The sequence below is a fragment of the Paraburkholderia suaedae genome, assembly GCF_040812055.1.
In the GTDB taxonomy this organism is placed as follows: Bacteria; Pseudomonadota; Gammaproteobacteria; order Burkholderiales; family Burkholderiaceae; genus Paraburkholderia.
This window is the reverse complement of the sequence record NZ_JBFOAH010000041.1, coordinates 33129-48022: the sequence shown is the minus strand read 5'-3', so window position 1 is coordinate 48022 and position 14894 is coordinate 33129. Positions and strand designations below refer to the sequence as shown.

19 protein-coding genes are annotated in these 14894 nt (G+C 57.2%); 11 read left to right on the top strand and 8 right to left on the bottom strand.

The window, feature by feature from the left end; translation table 11 throughout:
* Positions 1-143 precede the first annotated feature (143 nt).
* Positions 144-455, bottom strand: a complete 312-nt coding sequence (locus tag ABQJ48_RS33880) for a DUF4148 domain-containing protein (RefSeq protein WP_367842285.1) — start codon at positions 453-455, stop codon at positions 144-146.
* Positions 456-830: 375 nt separating this feature from the next.
* Here ABQJ48_RS33880 and ABQJ48_RS33875 point away from each other — a divergent pair, with 375 nt between their 5' ends.
* Entirely contained in the window at positions 831-1271 is a 441-nt protein-coding gene (locus ABQJ48_RS33875) for a hypothetical protein (protein WP_367842284.1), read from the top strand.
* Positions 1272-1340: 69 nt separating this feature from the next.
* Positions 1341-2048 carry a phosphate signaling complex protein PhoU gene (gene phoU, locus ABQJ48_RS33870; RefSeq protein ID WP_367842282.1) on the top strand — a complete coding sequence of 236 codons (708 nt, stop codon included), beginning with the start codon at positions 1341-1343 and terminating at the stop codon, positions 2046-2048.
* A 209-nt stretch (positions 2049-2257) separates the two neighbouring features.
* Here the strand turns inward: phoU and ABQJ48_RS33865 are convergent, their stop codons facing one another.
* From ABQJ48_RS33865 to ABQJ48_RS33845, 5 genes are all read right to left on the bottom strand, one after another.
* Positions 2258-2527 (bottom strand): hypothetical protein, encoded by a 270-nt coding sequence (locus ABQJ48_RS33865; protein WP_367842281.1) that lies wholly within the window; start codon positions 2525-2527, stop codon positions 2258-2260.
* 84 nt (positions 2528-2611) lie between these two features.
* Entirely contained in the window at positions 2612-3121 is a 510-nt protein-coding gene (locus ABQJ48_RS33860; RefSeq protein ID WP_367842280.1) for a hypothetical protein, read from the bottom strand.
* 30 nt (positions 3122-3151) lie between these two features.
* A complete protein-coding gene (locus tag ABQJ48_RS33855; RefSeq protein WP_367842279.1) occupies positions 3152-3403 on the bottom strand; it encodes a hypothetical protein in 252 nt (83 codons plus the stop codon).
* A 581-nt stretch (positions 3404-3984) separates the two neighbouring features.
* Positions 3985-4464: a DUF3331 domain-containing protein gene (locus ABQJ48_RS33850; protein ID WP_367842278.1), complete on the bottom strand. Its 480-nt coding sequence runs from the start codon at positions 4462-4464 to the stop codon at positions 3985-3987.
* Positions 4465-4567: 103 nt separating this feature from the next.
* A complete protein-coding gene (locus ABQJ48_RS33845) occupies positions 4568-5389 on the bottom strand; it encodes an aldo/keto reductase (RefSeq protein WP_367842277.1) in 822 nt (273 codons plus the stop codon).
* Positions 5390-5540: 151 nt separating this feature from the next.
* Between ABQJ48_RS33845 and ABQJ48_RS33840 the strand changes: the two genes are divergently transcribed.
* Complete coding sequence (locus ABQJ48_RS33840; RefSeq protein ID WP_367842276.1) at positions 5541-6500, top strand: LysR family transcriptional regulator; 960 nt, start codon at positions 5541-5543, stop codon at positions 6498-6500.
* Positions 6501-6657: 157 nt separating this feature from the next.
* Here ABQJ48_RS33840 and ABQJ48_RS33835 read toward each other — a convergent pair whose 3' ends face one another.
* On the bottom strand, positions 6658-6987 hold the full coding sequence (locus ABQJ48_RS33835; RefSeq protein WP_367842275.1) for an H-NS family nucleoid-associated regulatory protein: 330 nt from the start codon (positions 6985-6987) through the stop codon (positions 6658-6660).
* A 413-nt stretch (positions 6988-7400) separates the two neighbouring features.
* On the opposite strand from ABQJ48_RS33835, the gene ABQJ48_RS33830 reads away from it, so the two are divergent.
* Positions 7401-8018, top strand: coding sequence for a rhomboid family intramembrane serine protease (locus ABQJ48_RS33830; RefSeq protein ID WP_367842274.1), 618 nt, complete (start codon positions 7401-7403; stop codon positions 8016-8018).
* 133 nt (positions 8019-8151) lie between these two features.
* Here the strand turns inward: ABQJ48_RS33830 and ABQJ48_RS33825 are convergent, their stop codons facing one another.
* A complete protein-coding gene (locus ABQJ48_RS33825; RefSeq protein ID WP_367842273.1) occupies positions 8152-8400 on the bottom strand; it encodes a hypothetical protein in 249 nt (82 codons plus the stop codon).
* Between ABQJ48_RS33825 and ABQJ48_RS33820 the strand changes: the two genes are divergently transcribed.
* From ABQJ48_RS33820 to ABQJ48_RS33790, 7 genes are all read left to right on the top strand, one after another.
* Positions 8312-8809, top strand: coding sequence for an H-NS family nucleoid-associated regulatory protein (locus ABQJ48_RS33820; protein ID WP_367842272.1), 498 nt, complete (start codon positions 8312-8314; stop codon positions 8807-8809). The two genes, ABQJ48_RS33825 and ABQJ48_RS33820, sit on opposite strands and share 89 nt — an antisense overlap.
* 368 nt (positions 8810-9177) lie before the next feature.
* Positions 9178-10365: an urea ABC transporter substrate-binding protein gene (urtA, locus tag ABQJ48_RS33815; RefSeq protein WP_367842271.1), complete on the top strand. Its 1188-nt coding sequence runs from the start codon at positions 9178-9180 to the stop codon at positions 10363-10365.
* 18 nt (positions 10366-10383) lie between these two features.
* The gene (gene urtB / locus ABQJ48_RS33810) at positions 10384-11289 is read left to right on the top strand and encodes an urea ABC transporter permease subunit UrtB (RefSeq protein WP_367842270.1); all 906 of its coding nucleotides are present in this window, start codon (positions 10384-10386) and stop codon (positions 11287-11289) included.
* Positions 11286-12320: an urea ABC transporter permease subunit UrtC gene (gene urtC, locus ABQJ48_RS33805; RefSeq protein ID WP_367842269.1), complete on the top strand. Its 1035-nt coding sequence runs from the start codon at positions 11286-11288 to the stop codon at positions 12318-12320. The genes urtB and urtC overlap by 4 nt, the downstream gene beginning before the upstream one ends.
* A gap of 74 nt (positions 12321-12394) precedes the next feature.
* Positions 12395-13120 (top strand): urea ABC transporter ATP-binding protein UrtD, encoded by a 726-nt coding sequence (urtD, locus tag ABQJ48_RS33800; protein WP_367842268.1) that lies wholly within the window; start codon positions 12395-12397, stop codon positions 13118-13120.
* A gap of 11 nt (positions 13121-13131) precedes the next feature.
* Positions 13132-13821, top strand: a complete 690-nt coding sequence (urtE, locus tag ABQJ48_RS33795) for an urea ABC transporter ATP-binding subunit UrtE (protein WP_367842267.1) — start codon at positions 13132-13134, stop codon at positions 13819-13821.
* A gap of 22 nt (positions 13822-13843) precedes the next feature.
* Entirely contained in the window at positions 13844-14881 is a 1038-nt protein-coding gene (locus ABQJ48_RS33790; RefSeq protein ID WP_367842266.1) for an aliphatic amidase, read from the top strand.
* Positions 14882-14894 lie beyond the last annotated feature (13 nt).

Below are 14894 nucleotides of genomic sequence, written 5' to 3'. Positions count from 1 at the left end.
GTTTCGTTGACAGATCCAGACCAAGACCAAGTTGCGTCATCGAAGATACCCCTAAACTTTCCTATCTCCCAGGATAGTCCACCCGTACGTCGACGCCAGGACTTTTGCAGACCTTCCCTAGATTTCTTTCGACGTCCAACGCATCAGTGATGGCTGTACATTGACTTCGAGTCAGCCGCCGACACAGCCGGGCGCCCCGCATCCGACGAGCCGTTTGCAACACCGCCGTAGCCGCTCGCAACCCCGTTCATCGCAGCCACCTTGACTTCAGCAGCCTGAATGTTGGCCGGATAATGGGGGTCGTCGCGACCAGGTTGATAGCCAGCCTTCTCGAGCTGGACTAGTTCGGCGCGGACTTGCGCGTGGGTCACGGGGGTGTCATTGCTTTGTGCGAAAGAGAGAGCCGGGACTACCAGCGCGCTCGCGGCGAGGACTGCAGAAATAAATGATTTCATGATGGCTTCCTTTGCGGTGAACGTGTTGGCTTCACCCACCCTGAATGAAGCCGTCCTCATCAACTTCCGAAGATGAAGAATTGCCTTCATTTTGTGCGCCCGCCCCCGACCCGACACTGACAGGAGGATTACAAGCGTGTCACCTTGAGAAGCGGTGGGGACGGCGGGTCTCGCGTGTCAAGGACTGCCTGCGCCTCAGCAGGTCCAATCGTGTCAGCGACTCGCCAAACTTGCCCTCGAGTTGTCCACAGTCTTGCAAACGCGTTCTGTGGCAGTTTCCGCACCTGCCTTTTCGGAGACATGCACCAAGTGGCTGAGAAAAGATTTTTTAACGATATATACTGTTTATATCGTTTCGTAACTCTGGAGACGGCCATGATTGAACCCCGCATCAGGAAGCCGACGAAGAAGGCATTTCACTTTCCGAAGAATGCCAATGGGCATGCAGTAGACGACCAGCGGCAACCGGACGCGCTGGACGCCGTAGCCGCAGATGTCCAGGTCATCCCGACAAAGGCGAAGAAACAGAAGCGGGTGATACCAGTGGAAGCGACGCCAACCAGCGTAGCCGCAGAGGAAAAAGCGAAGCGTGTGAAGAAGGAGAAGGTTGTGCGCGACAGCTTCACAATGCCGAAGTCGGACTACGAGAAAATCGCAACACTGAAACAGAAGTGCCTCGACGCGGGCGTGCCGGTTAAGAAAAGTGAGCTTCTGCGCGCGGGACTGATTCTGCTCGAGGCGGCGTCAATGAAGCGCATGCTTGCGGCGATTTCGGCTGTCGAAACGGTCAAAACCGGTCGACCCGCAAAATCGTAACGCGGCGCTTACTCTGTTGTGCGCGACCAGCGCCCGCACGGCATGGCCACTCCTGGTCGAGGACAGAACATGCCAGACAAGCATCTTTCGAGCAGGTTTGATAATGAACTCAATCTGGTCTCGAAAAGGCTGCTCGAAATGGGCGGCCTGGTCGAGTCGCAGATTGCGTGCGTGCTGGAAGCGCTGAAGACATTCGATTTGGCATTTCTTGAGCATGTTGGCGAAACTGAACGCCAGCTCAATCTCATGGAAATAGAAATCGACGAAGAAGTGGCCAACGTCATCACTCGTCGGCAACCGGCGGCTTCCGACTTGCGCCTCCTGCTGGCGACTTCGAAGTGCGCGGCCAACCTTGAGCGGGTTGGCGACGAGGCACGGAAGATAGCGAAGCGAACTCGCCGCGTCGCCATGGACGCAGGCGCGTGGAACTTCAACATCGCTGAAATCAAGACTTCTGGCGAAATGGCCTTACACATGCTTCGTGGAGCGCTGGACGCATTTGCGCGCATGGATGCAACTGCGGCCGCACAGATTGTCCGCGACGACGAAGCCATCGACGCCGAATTTCGAGCCTTCGTGCTCAAGCTCGTCACATCCATGAAGGAAGACCCTCGGACAATCCAGATGGGGCTCGATTATCTGCTTATCGCTAAAGCCATCGAGCGTATCGGCGACCATGCCACCAATATTGCCGAAGCCATCGTCTATGTGGTTCGCGGTACCGATATTCGCCACGAACATCGAAAGCAACGCGGGCGCGACACCCTGAACGGTTGAGAGTGAAGAAAGAAGCTGCCGACGGGGGCAGTGGCGCAATCAGCAACCAACTGCCCAGCTCGCAGAAACACAAGTCAGCGACGGACGACATGCCAGAAGGTGAGCGTGACGATGCCTGTGGGGAGTTTAAACTGAACGGTTTTCTACGCTTTGGGTCTTGTGCACAATGAAGTTAGCATGGGCATTTTGCACCGCGTTACCACCACAATTCATCTAGCGCCAAGCGCGTGCAACACGGCACGTCCATCGGCAGTAAGTGCGAACATAGGGGTGGCTCCATCTTGTTCCGACTCGACACCCTGGACCAGTCCGACGTCGCGAAGTGCCATTACGTCTGGCGTCGCTGCCATGAGCTCGGCCGGCGCCTGAAGTAATAGCAGAAGCGTGGCAATTTCATGTGTACTCAGCAACCGACGTAGTCTGAGCCCAAGAGGTACCGGCGCTTCAATAGGGCGCCTTGGTTTCACTACCGTAGACATAAACAACTACAAATTCCAATTAATGTTGTACTTTCCAAACTTGGCGTTGGACCTTGGAGCGGTGGAATCGCATAGTCAAGGTGCTTACACCGCTGCCATGGAGAATACGGCGCCTTGCTCCTCCCCCATCAGCGTGCTTGCTCCGCGCGCCTCAGCTTTCGCAATATCACCGAGTGACGCAGCAGAGAGCTGATTATCGAAGATGCCAAGCGCATTGCAAAGGTGTGCATACGCAATATCGTTCATCAGCCACGCCCCGCTGGTCTTTCCGACCGTTTCGATTTGTGCCGTAGCAGCGCACGCGGCCTCGATGTCAGGCAAGCCGTGAGCGTGGTTCCGGAGGTGACAGAGCTCCCCGGCGACGAGCAGTTGTCGACTGAGGTTCTCCAACAGCTCATGTGAACCATATCCTCGACGAAACCCGTCCAGGCTGGCATACGCCTTTAGGAGCATCGCCTGAATCACGGGCTCGTGCGAGGCACGGCTAAATGTCAATGCACGTAGCAGAGGGGACATTGCCAGAGTTGCATTCTTGTGGGTGCGTGATTTACTCGCCATAACGATTTCAATCTCCGCTTTCGAGCGGTTGTTCAACCATGCTGAAAGCCGACGATTAAGCCAGCCTTAGACCCCAGGATGAGCCGTTGCCCGCAGTGCCGCCGCACGCTGCGCCGCCTGCTCCTGCGCGTGCTGTTTCGCGAGATGGTGACCGACAATACATCCGCCAACGGCGCCGACCACCGCGTGATGACCGGCGTAGTGACCGGCGACACCACCGACGACAGCGCCCTTAAGGCAGCCGGCGGCGTTTGCCGTTCCGACGCTTGCAAGAAGGAGTGCTGCTGCGACCAGCCTGAATTTGCTTCCAGCTTTCATGTTGTTTGTACGCGTGTGTTGGGGGCCAACCCGAGTTGGAGGCGGGTTGCTTGATTTCAACCGTCCGTTTCGCCGCTCCTGAAGTAGTACGGTTGTTGCTTCCGAGGTAGCGGAGGGAAGTGTAATAGTGCGGCTGTCGAAAGTGAAACGAAAGAGTGCGTTGGTAACGGCCGATTCCCGGTCGACGAAGACGGACTTAAAGAGTTACAAATGGAAGGCCGGAGAATGGCAGAAAGACTCAAGCAGCAACGACTTGCGGCTTAATCTAACTGTCAGCTGAAACTCGGCGTGCGGGTCAAACTCGCATCGGCAACAACCGCCTGGCTGTGAGCACGTTCGAAGCACGTTGGGTGCAAACGCTTCACGGGCATCCGGCCGGGATACCTTCGGTGACATCCTGGCTACCGTCATATCTGGACTCCGGATTTGCTCTTCTGGAGGCATATAGGCATGAATGAACCGCCGTTCCCTGGTGGTCCATCTTTCCCGCGACACCGACGCGCTCCGGCACCGTAGGTTCACCTTCGTGAAAGGGGCTTTCGGACCGGGTCCAGCCCGGCTGCAGGTTGCTTGTCAACACGCTAGTTCTTCCGGATAGTGCGCGCTCTGACCGCTCCTGTCTTATGCCGGGCTGTCGGCGATGAGTTGTTACGCGGGTGATTAGCGTTCGTCGCAGCAGGTAGGTTGCACTTCGCCTGGCCGGCGAGGATGACGCTGTCCGCGTTCGCTGGGCGCCTGTCGCGGAGATTCTTCGGATGGAAGACCGCATCGCCTTTCTTAACTGAAAGCCCGGTCAGTGCGCACACGGCATCGCGTCGCGCGAGCACGCGGGTCCACGTCTGGTAGCCATATCGGCCGCCGGTAGGGTCTTGCCATGCGACAATAATCATTTTGTCGTTCATGACCTCGATGACCTGGACTGTTGGCACGGCCCGGTCCTTGGGGTCGTCCGCGCGCGGGTTTGCCTCGGCCCAATCGCGCTCGAGCACGGCAGCGCTGTCAGCAGCACTATGCCCGTAGAGATTTGCCAACCAGCAATCCAGTTCACGAACTTTCGTCATGGCGCACCTCCGAAGGAGCGACTTCCAGTCACTTTGTGCCCGGCCATCCGGGCGAACCTGAAAAACTTTCTGTTCGAAGGTTTCGCAATGTATTCCACATCGCCTACGCGTCCCATTCCGGCGAGAACGGTGGAGCGACGAAACGGTGGTCCTTCGGCAACACCGCGATAGCGTGCCGGTCATCATCGTCCAGTTTCACCGACAGCGCGTCGAGATTGGATTTTTGACTTTCTCGGCGTTGAGCCTTGGGAATGACGGCCACTCCGTCCTGTTCCAGCAGCCATGCAAGAGCAACCTGGGCAGCGGTCACGCCATGCTTCACACCGATTCCCTGGAGGACGGGGTCGCTTGCTGTACGGCCTTGTGCAAGCGGGGCATAGGCGACGAGTGGAACGCCTTTCTCGCGCAGGTAGCTCAACATTTTCGACTGGTCGAGAAACGCATGGTATTCAATCTGGTGGCAGGCGATGGGTGCGCCGATTTCCTCGATGGTTTTTCGCAGCATCGTCACGTTGAAATTGCACACACCGATTGAGCGAACGGTGCCGTTCTGCAGAAAGCCTTGCATTGTCTCCATGACAGCGCCGAGGTCCATGTCACGCGACGGCCAATGCACCATGTACAGGTCGACATAGTCGACACCGAGCTTCCCAAGGCTGGCGTCCAGTGCGCGACGGAGGGACTCCGGCTTGAGGTTCTCGTGCCATACCTTGGTCGTCAGATGCAGTTGCTTCCGCGCAAGGCCCGAGGCAGCAATTGCGGCGCCTACGGCTTCCTCGTTCTGATACATCTCGGCAGTGTCGATGTGTCGATAACCGAGCTCCAACGCGCTCTCAACGACCGGTTGGCAATCTCCACCGGGCATACGGTAGGTGCCGAATCCGAGGCGCGGCAGTTCAATGCCCTGTGTCTTCAAAACTTCCATTGATGCTCTCCCAAGCTGGTTCAGGTCTGCAGCACAAGCCGCCACAGCATTCAGGAGGACAATTTCTCATTTTTTGATTGTTGAATAAAGTACGAGCTGTTCAAATCACTCGTGACTAAACTATCTGAATGAGATGAGCATTGGAGATGTCATGACGTTTGATGGTCGGCTGTTTTCTGGCATCACCGTACTCGCCGCAGTCGCGGAGAGTGGCAGTTTCGTGCGCGCAGCAGACGCCTTGGGATTGTCGCCATCGGGCGTTAGCCGCGCTGTTTCACGCCTGGAGAAGCGGGTAGGCGTGCGGCTGCTTGACCGGACGACACGCTCGCAGACGCTGACCGACGAAGGGAGGCGTCTATATGACGCAGTTGGCGCGCATCTGACAGGCATTGAAGAGGCGGCTTCAGCAGCGTCGGGTTCAGCGAACGTTGTGCAGGGGAAGCTTCGTGTTAACGTTGACCCGTTCTTTTCAAGGACGGTGCTGGCGTCACGATTGCCGGATTTTCTGGCACACCATCCCGACCTTTCGCTCGAACTTATCATGCGCGACGACGTCGGCGACCTCGTGGCAGATGGATTTGACCTTGCGGTGCGCTTTGGCCCCCCGCCAATGGGAACACTGATTGCGCGGAAGCTGCTCGACACACGCATCATTACGGTCGCGTCTCCACGGTATGTGGCTGAGCACGGGCAGCCGGGAAAACCGGAGGAGGTGAGCAAACATCAGCGAATCATGTTTTATAACCCGGTGACGGCCAGGCCCTTCGAGTGGGAGTTCCATCGGGGCAAGAAGGTCGCGGAGATACCCGCAGAGGGGCGACTGCTCGTGTCGGACGTGGAAACCATGCTCGGTGCGTGTATCGCCGGCGCTGGCATCGCCCAGGTGATGGAAATTGGCGTCGAGCAGATAATGCGCGATGGCTTGCTCGTGGACCTCTTCCCGGACTGGTCGGACGAAAGATTTCCGCTGTACGCACTCTTTCCGTCACGGCGCCATCGAGCTGCGAAAGTTGATGCATTCATCAATTTTTGCATCGAGTCATTATCGGCCGCGGCACCCGTTAGGCACCGTAAAAACACCTCCGGGGAGCGTCGGCAGCGAAAAAGTTAAGGCGCACACGTCATGGCGACCATGACGATTAATATCAAAGCTGCTTAGGGAAGCTCGGGGCGGACGCGAAGGGGAGTACAGTTTTCCGTGAGGATGAGGGCGAAATGCTGGCAGGTGCCGGCATTCTAAAACTGGCATGCGAAGACATCGGAGTTCACTATTGGCGCTGACCCCGCGCGAGTGGGCTGCCGGCGAACGGGTCATCACGCCAATCCACGCCGGCTCGGCTCGACCGAACTGTTGGCGCAAGTTTCGCCGTCAATTGGAAATGTTCGACAGATTGTCCAGCACTCGTCGCTTGTTTTAACCATTGCAGCATTTTTCCTTCGCCGCTCCAGGAGTCCCCCGTCGCATTACGGTAGCGCGCTTCCTTCTGTTCCGTTTGTTCACTTGCTATTGCGGCAGCCAGGTCATCTGGTTGGATGCCGAACTGGTCCATGCGATGGCGGAGATAAGCAATCATGCTGTCTCGCTTACGTTCGTCCAAAAAAGTTTCCTTCTTAAAACATTTGCTTGGCGCTCATCGAACGCCGATTGCGGTGAATCGCCCCGTACGCGCATCGCGGCGGTGTAATGAGGTAATCATGCCGATGGCAGGCTGTCGCACCCTGGGAAGCGCTGGAACTGGCCGAGTGGCCGTTCTGATGAAACAACGAGGAAGCCGGCTCTTCGATGTCGAATGTGGGCGTCTGGATTGATACAGGACCTTCGGTAGACTATGAATCCATAGCTGTAGTATGCACGCATGCGGCATAGTGCGCTCATTTACCTGCGCGTGGAATAAGCGACGGGGCAGGCCTCGAGAAACTGGACGGTCGAATTTGCACCGGTGCTGATTCTCGTGCACACGCCCAGATGGGTTGGTGTTGAGTAACGACAGACCGTTCGGAGTAACTTGTAATGCCGCAAGACTCGGTACGCCTCGCTGGCGCGACTTCCGCTGCTGGCTCGCTCCTCGCGCAACTCAGGACGCGAGTTCTGCTTCTCGCCACCTTTGTTGGCTCCATGTGGCTGGTCTTTTTCCTGTCCGCTGCGTTGCCGTTCCTGCATCTGAACCGGCACGGCGTGGTGCCTCGCACGCTTGGCGGGCTGCAGGGCATCCTGTTTGCCCCGTGGCTGCATGCAAGCCTGGTGCACCTGATAGCCAACACGAGCGCCCTCCTGATTCTTGGCTGGTTGTGCATGTGGCCGCGCATCGACAGCTTCTGGCAAGCGACCATCGGCGCGATGCTTGGCGCGGGACTGTGCGCCTGGGGGTTTGGCGCGCCCTACACGGTGCACATCGGCGCGAGCGGCCTGGTGTTCGGATACGCTGGCTACCTGGTCGCGCGGGGCTACTACACGCGGCACATTCTCGCGATGATGGTGTCGCTGTTCGTCGCGGGCAGCTACGGGCTGACCATGCTGTTCGGCCTGATGCCGCTCTACCCTGCCGTGTCGTGGCAAAGCCATCTCGGTGGGGCGCTGGGTGGCATCCTTGCCGCGCGCGCAGCGGCCCGCAGTGCACGACTTTTATGACGCAGCAATCGCGGTCGCATTTGCAACCTCCACCGGGTCATGTTCTCGGACAGGGTGCCGCATCCGTAAATTTCCTTCGATTGGATTCAAAGCGAATTATGAGCGGCCGTATGGAGTCCGACCAGGAGAACTTTCAGCGGCCACCAAGCCCGCCTCCGCCACCATATCCTCCCCCACCTCCATGCCACCCACCACCCCAACCGTACCCGTACCAGCCACCCCAGGCGCCGTAATCGTCCAGAATGCTACAAGTCCCGTAACGCGGCCCGTAGAAGTGATAGTCGTAGACCGGGTTGTATGGCTGCGCTTCTTCATATTGCGGTGCGACGGCGCAACCACCCAGGCTCGCTGCCACAGCGCGCAACGCAAGTAACTTACTCACGAATTCCTCGCGAAGCGACCGCACCAAATTTTTGATTGCAAGCCGCGCTGAAGCGGCGGTCGCGGCGAGTGCAGGTGCTGCGAGCAAGGCAAAGACTGCGGGCAAGAAGACGCCGGCGCCGAAGACGGTTGGTGCGACTGCGCGCAAGGGGCAACGGAAAGGTCCTCAGCCGGCTCTGTATCGTGACCCGAAGTCCGGTGCGACATGGAGTGGGCGCGGGCGTGCTCCGGCATGGCTGGCTGATGTCAAGGACCGGACGAAATTTTTGATTGCAGGCGTTAGCGGAGTGGCGGATTCTCCCGCTGCGAGCAAGCCGAAAGCGGTCGCGAAGAAGCCCGCGACAAAGAAGGCGGTAGCGAATAAGGCACCAGCGAAAAATTTTCTGGCGCCGAAAGGGCGGCCGCGCTGATGGATGTCGCGGCGGCGCCGGAAGCTGTGGTTGCTTAAGCGACCGTCAAAGCGGGCACTGAAAACTCGCTTTACCTCCACACTTTCCCTATTGACAGTCTCATTTTTGGAGCCTTAGTCTACATACAAGCAAGTTTATTTCACGCCCATCGCCAACATAGCCGATGAGGTGTAAGGCAAAAAAGCCCTAGGCAGACGGACCATCCGTCTGCCTAGGGCTTTTTTTTGTTTGTCGTTTCAGAGCGTTCGCACTCGTGCGTCGCCTCTAGCTGCGTTTGTCTTGTCCTCCCGACACCAAGTCCCAGCCTGGTGCCGGCGACCGTGTACGTCCATCGAAACCGAAATACAGAAATAACAAGGGGTAAGGAAATGACGAGCTTAAATCGACGACGCTTCCTGCAGTTGAGCGCAATGACCGTGGCAACGCTACCTGCGACAGGTCTGCTTTCATCGGCCGCACGCGCTGCTGATGAGCCGGTAAAACTGGGTCTATTGCACTCTCTGACGGGCACCATTGCGATTGCCGAGGCCTCGTTGGTTGACGCTGAAAAGCTGGCAATCGATGAGATTAACGCGAGTGGCGGCGTACTTGGTCGTCAGATTCAACCTGTTGTCGAGGACGGCGCGAGCGACTGGCCAACGTTTGCAGAGAAGACACGAAAGCTCCTTCAACGTGATAAGGTCGCCGCTATTGTCGGATGCTACACATCAGCCTCACGGAAGGCCGTCCTGCCCGTACTTCATCAGCAACACGGTTTGCTTTACTACCCGACGTACTACGAAGGCCAGGAGCAGGATTCCCAGGTCATTTACACATCGCAGGAAGCAACCCAGTCGGTCATTGCAGCCATTCAGTGGATGGCTACCCAGCAAGGCAAGACCTTCTTTCTGGTTGGGTCGGACTACATCTACCCAAGAACGTGTAACAAGATTGCGAAACCCACTATCGCCAAGGCCGGTGGCTCCGTGGTTGGCGAGGAATATGCCCCACTGGGAAACACCGAGTTCTCGTCCATCATCAACAAAATCAAGGCGGCGAAACCGGACTGGATTTACTCAACCGTGGTCGGTGGCAGCAACGTCGCGTTCTACAAGCAGTTGAAGGCCGCCGGGCTGGAGGGCAATACACAGAAGCTACTTTCCACTGTCGTCTCGGAGAACGAGATTGACGGCATTGGCAAAGAAAACGCCGTAGGCTACTACGCCTGCATGGGATATTTCCAGAGCATTCAGAACGAGCGAAACGCGGCATTTCTGAAGGCGTTCAAGTCGAAGTACGGGCAGAACCGCGTCGTCGGCGACCCGATGGAGTGCGCCTACAACTCAGTGTACTTCTGGAAACTCGCGGCAGAGCGCGCGAAGTCCTTCGACGTGGACAAGGTCATTGCCGCTTCGTCGGGCCTGCAGCTCGATGCGCCTGAAGGACAAATCCATATCAATCAAACGAACCACCACGTCGCCAAGCGCGTTCGGATTGGGCGTGCACGTGCTGACGGGCAGTTCGACATCGTTCATGAGTCCGGCGTGATTGAGCCTAATCCGTTCCCGAAGCTGTAATCGCCAAGCGAGAAGCGTATGACTTTCGACATCTTCGTGATGCAGCTCTTCAACGGGCTGAGTAGCTTCACGATTCTCCTACTCATGGCGTTGGGGCTTGCAATCGTGTTCGGGCTGATGGGCGTCATCAACATGGCGCATGGCGAGTTGATGGCGCTCGGAGCCTACACGACCTATCTGACCGCACGCTTTTTCGAAGCGTATCTCCCGGGCCTGATGGGGGGCTACCTGTTCGCGGCAATCCTGGCCTCATTTGCCGTGACTTTCGCCTTCGGGTTTGTCCTCGAGCGGGCGTTCATCCGTTTTTTCTATGACCGGCCGCTCGACACGCTTCTCGCCACTTGGGGCCTCAGTCTCATTCTGCAGCAGGCCTACCGTGCCGTCTTTGGCGCCCAGGAAGTCTCAAGTCCCCTCACGTTTTGGCTTTCGGGGGCATGGGAGCCGACCTCGGGAATCCAACTTCCGCTGAACAGAATCTTCATTATGGGACTGACCGTATTGGTCGCCGTCGCCGTGTGGCTACTGCTTTATCGAACCCGTTGGGGATTGCGCGCTCGAGCGGTGACGCAGAATCGGAAGATGAGCTCCGCCGTGGGCATCGACATCAACAGAGTGGATGCGATGACTTTCGCGTTGGGATCGGGCTTAGCAGGAATTGCTGGCGCTGTGTTCACGATGATTGGGTCGACGAATCCAGGAACGGGGCAGGCGTACATCGTCGATTCTTTCATCGTAGTGGTGTTTGGGGGAATAACGAGTCTTCTTGGAACGGTGGCGTCCGGCTTCGTGATAGCTCAAACGCAGACCACTCTTGAATATCTGATGAGTGGCTCGATGGCGAAGGTCTCCGTTATGTTGCTCCTCGTTGTCGTGTTGTACTTCCGTCCGAATGGACTCTTCTCGTCAAGGGTCCGCACATCATGAAAATCAAGCCAGATACGTATGGCTGGGTGGGGTATGTCCTTACCGCTGTGCTGTTGCTCGTCGTTTTCCCAGCCGCTCTCGAGTCCTTCTGGATTGCCGAGTTCGGCAAATACCTCGCCTTCGCGATGGTCGCTATCGGGGTTGTGCTGATATGGGGCTACTGCGGAATTCTGAGCCTCGGGCAAGGCATCTTCTTCGGAATCGGCGGCTACATCCTCGCGATGCATCTGAAGTTGGCAGCGTCTGCTCCGGATTTACCCGACTTCATGGTTTGGAGCAGCGTGGACCGACTCCCGTGGTGGTGGGTGCCTTTTGAGCATTTCTCGGTCACAGTACTCGCTATCGTGATTCTGCCCGCTCTGGTCGCGTTTCCGCTCTCGTATGCACTCTTCATGAAGAGAGTGAGTGGCGTGTACTTTGCCATCGTGACACTAGCGCTCGCACTGACGGCCACCGTTCTCATCGTTGGTCAGCAGGGGGACACAGGTGGTGCGAACGGCATCACCGATTTCAAGACTCTGCTTGGCATGGACATTGTGAGCGATGCTTCAAAGCTGAAAATCTACTTCGGAGAATCGTTGATTGTTCTTGTGGCGATGGCCTTTGCGCTCTGGCTCACAGGAACCAGGCTTGGGAAGGTGTTGATTGCCATTCGCGACCGCGAAGACCGTGTCCGGTTCTCGGGCTATGACACCGCGCTCGTCAAGGCATTCGTGTTCTCTGTGGCGGCAGTTCTGTCCTCAATAGGAGGTGCGCTGTTCACCATGCAGGTTGGCCTCATGACGCCAAGTCTGGTAGGCGCTGTTGCATCTGTGGAGATGGTTATCTACGCAGCCGTCGGCGGGCGGCTCTCGGTTCCCGGGGCGGTAATCGGTGCAGTACTGGTTGGATTTATGAAATCGTATCTATCGGAGCGTTTCCCGGAGGCATGGCTGTTTTTTCTCGGCGCGATGTTTATTTTGGTCGTGGCAGCAATGCCGCGGGGCCTGGCAGGTCTTTCACAGCGCCTCCTCGAGAGGAGGGAGTCGTGATGACGCAGTCCGCAGAGGCATATGAGAGTCGAACCGGGTATCGCGAGGACGCTACTTCAACAAGTCAGGAGTGCATGCTCGAAGTGCGTGATATCACTGTCTCGTTCGATGGTTTCAAGGCGGTGAGCAGGCTCTCAATGAAGATTGAGGAGCAAGAGCTTCGCGTGGTCATCGGCCCGAACGGCGCAGGCAAGACGACCTTATTGGACCTTATCTGCGGAAAAACCAAGCCGACCTCGGGAAGCGTCTGGTTCCGAGGCGTTGAACTGAGCCGCTTGCCTGAGTTTCAAATCGTCAGGGCCGGCGTCGGACGTAAGTTCCAGAATCCATCGGTCTACGAGGATTTGAGCGTACGGGAGAACCTTGAACTGTCTATTCCGCAGGCGCACAGCATCCGGAGGTCTCTTTTCTTCCGTAGAACGCCGGAGATTCGAGAACGCATCGACGCCGTCGCCGAACAGATTCAACTCACCCAGCATCTGAAAGTTAAAGCGGCAAAACTGTCTCACGGCCAGAAGCAGTGGCTTGAGATTGGCATGCTGCTCGTTCAGGACCCTGCGCTTTTGCTCCTGGACGAGCCCGCCGCGGGAATGACACCAAAGGAGCGCGAACAGACGTCGGAGCTGCTGCGGTCCATTGCCGCCCACAAATCGCTCGTCGTCATCGAACACGATATGGAGTTCGTCCGCTCCATCGCGCGCAGGGTAACGGTACTGCATCAAGGTCAAATCCTTGCCGAAGGAACCATCGACGAGGTTCAATCGGACCAGCGCGTTGTTGAAGTCTATCTCGGACTCTGATGGAGACAAGCATGCTGGAAGTCAAGGAACTGAACGTCTACTACGGCGAGAGTCACGTCATCCGGGACGTCTCGCTCAGAGTCGAGCCGAGCCAATCCGTTGCATTGGTGGGGCGTAACGGCATGGGGAAGAGCACTTTGTTCAAAGCCATCATTGGCATGATGACATCGCGCCGTGGCTCCATCCTTATGGAAGGCGCGGAAATGTCGCCGCTCCCAAGCTTCAAACGGGTGCGCGCTGGACTCGCCTACGTCCCGCAAGGCCGCATGATTTTTCCGCACCTGACTGTCGAGGAGAATCTTCTGACGGGGCTCGAGACCCGGCGCTACGCCAGGATTCCCGATTTCGTCTACGACTTCTTCCCAGTGCTGTCCGAGATGCGCAATCGCAAGGGCGGCAATCTCTCCGGCGGCCAGCAGCAACAGGTGGCAATTGCTCGCGCGCTGGTATCAAAGCCGAAGGTGCTGATTCTTGATGAACCCACCGAAGGTATACAACCTTCCGTCGTCAAGGAGATTTGCCGCTCGCTCATCCAATTGAGGCGCGAATTGGGAATTGGATTGCTGGTGTCCGAGCAAGTACTTAGCTTCGCTCTCGAACTTGCCGACCTGATGATGGTTATCGACGGCGGAAGGATTGTTCATCAAGCGAATCGGGAAGAGGTAAATCTCGACAAGATTCGCTCTTATCTGACGGTGTAGTTCAATTACTTGGAGAAAAGCGATGCGGCACGGTGATATTTCTAGTAGCAAGGACTGCGTTGGCGTGGCGGTTGTGAACTACAAAATGCCGAGACTCCACACTCGTGCAGAGGTATTGGCGAACGCGCGCAAAATCGCGGAGATGGTGGTGGGTATGAAGCAAGGTCTGCCCGGCATGGACCTCGTGATATTCCCGGAGTACTCGACCCACGGCATCATGTACGACTCGAAGGAAATGTACGAGACGGCTTCGACCGTTCCGGGTGAAGAGACCGAGGTGTTCGCTGCGGCATGTCGCAAGGCGAAGGTCTGGGGCGTGTTCTCGCTGACGGGTGAACGTCACGAGGAGCACCCGAACAAGGCACCATATAACACACTTATCCTGATGAATGACCAGGGTGAGATTGTGCAGAAATATAGAAAAATCATGCCGTGGGTGCCTATCGAAGGCTGGTATCCGGGCGACTGCACATACGTGTCCGAGGGGCCGAAGGGGATGAAGGTCAGCCTCATCATCTGCGATGATGGCAACTACCCCGAAATCTGGCGTGACTGCGCAATGCGGGGCGCCGAGCTTATTGTGCGCTGCCAAGGCTATATGTATCCCGCGAAGGAGCAGCAGGTCATGGTCGCAAAGACGATGGCGTGGATGAACAACACGTACGTCGCGGTGGCCAATGCAACTGGCTGGGACGGTGTTTACTCGTACTTCGGTCACTCTGCAATCGTCGGCTTCGACGGCCGCACACTCGGGGAATGCGGCGAAGAAGAGATGGGTGTGCAGTACGCCGAGTTGTCGCTCAACTTGATTCGAGACGCTCGCCGCAACATGCAGTCACAGAATCATCTCTACAAGCTCCTGCATCGCGGCTATACGGGGACTATAAACTCCGGCGAGAACGCGAATGGCGTCGCCGCGTGCCCGTTCAAGTTCTACAGCGACTGGATTGCAGACCCTGATGCTACCCGGAAGGCGGTCGAGGCAATCACACGCTCCGCGCCTGGGACTCCAGAGTGTCCGATTGAGGGCATCCCGACTGAAATACCGTCGCATCGTTAATGCAAAGAAGGAC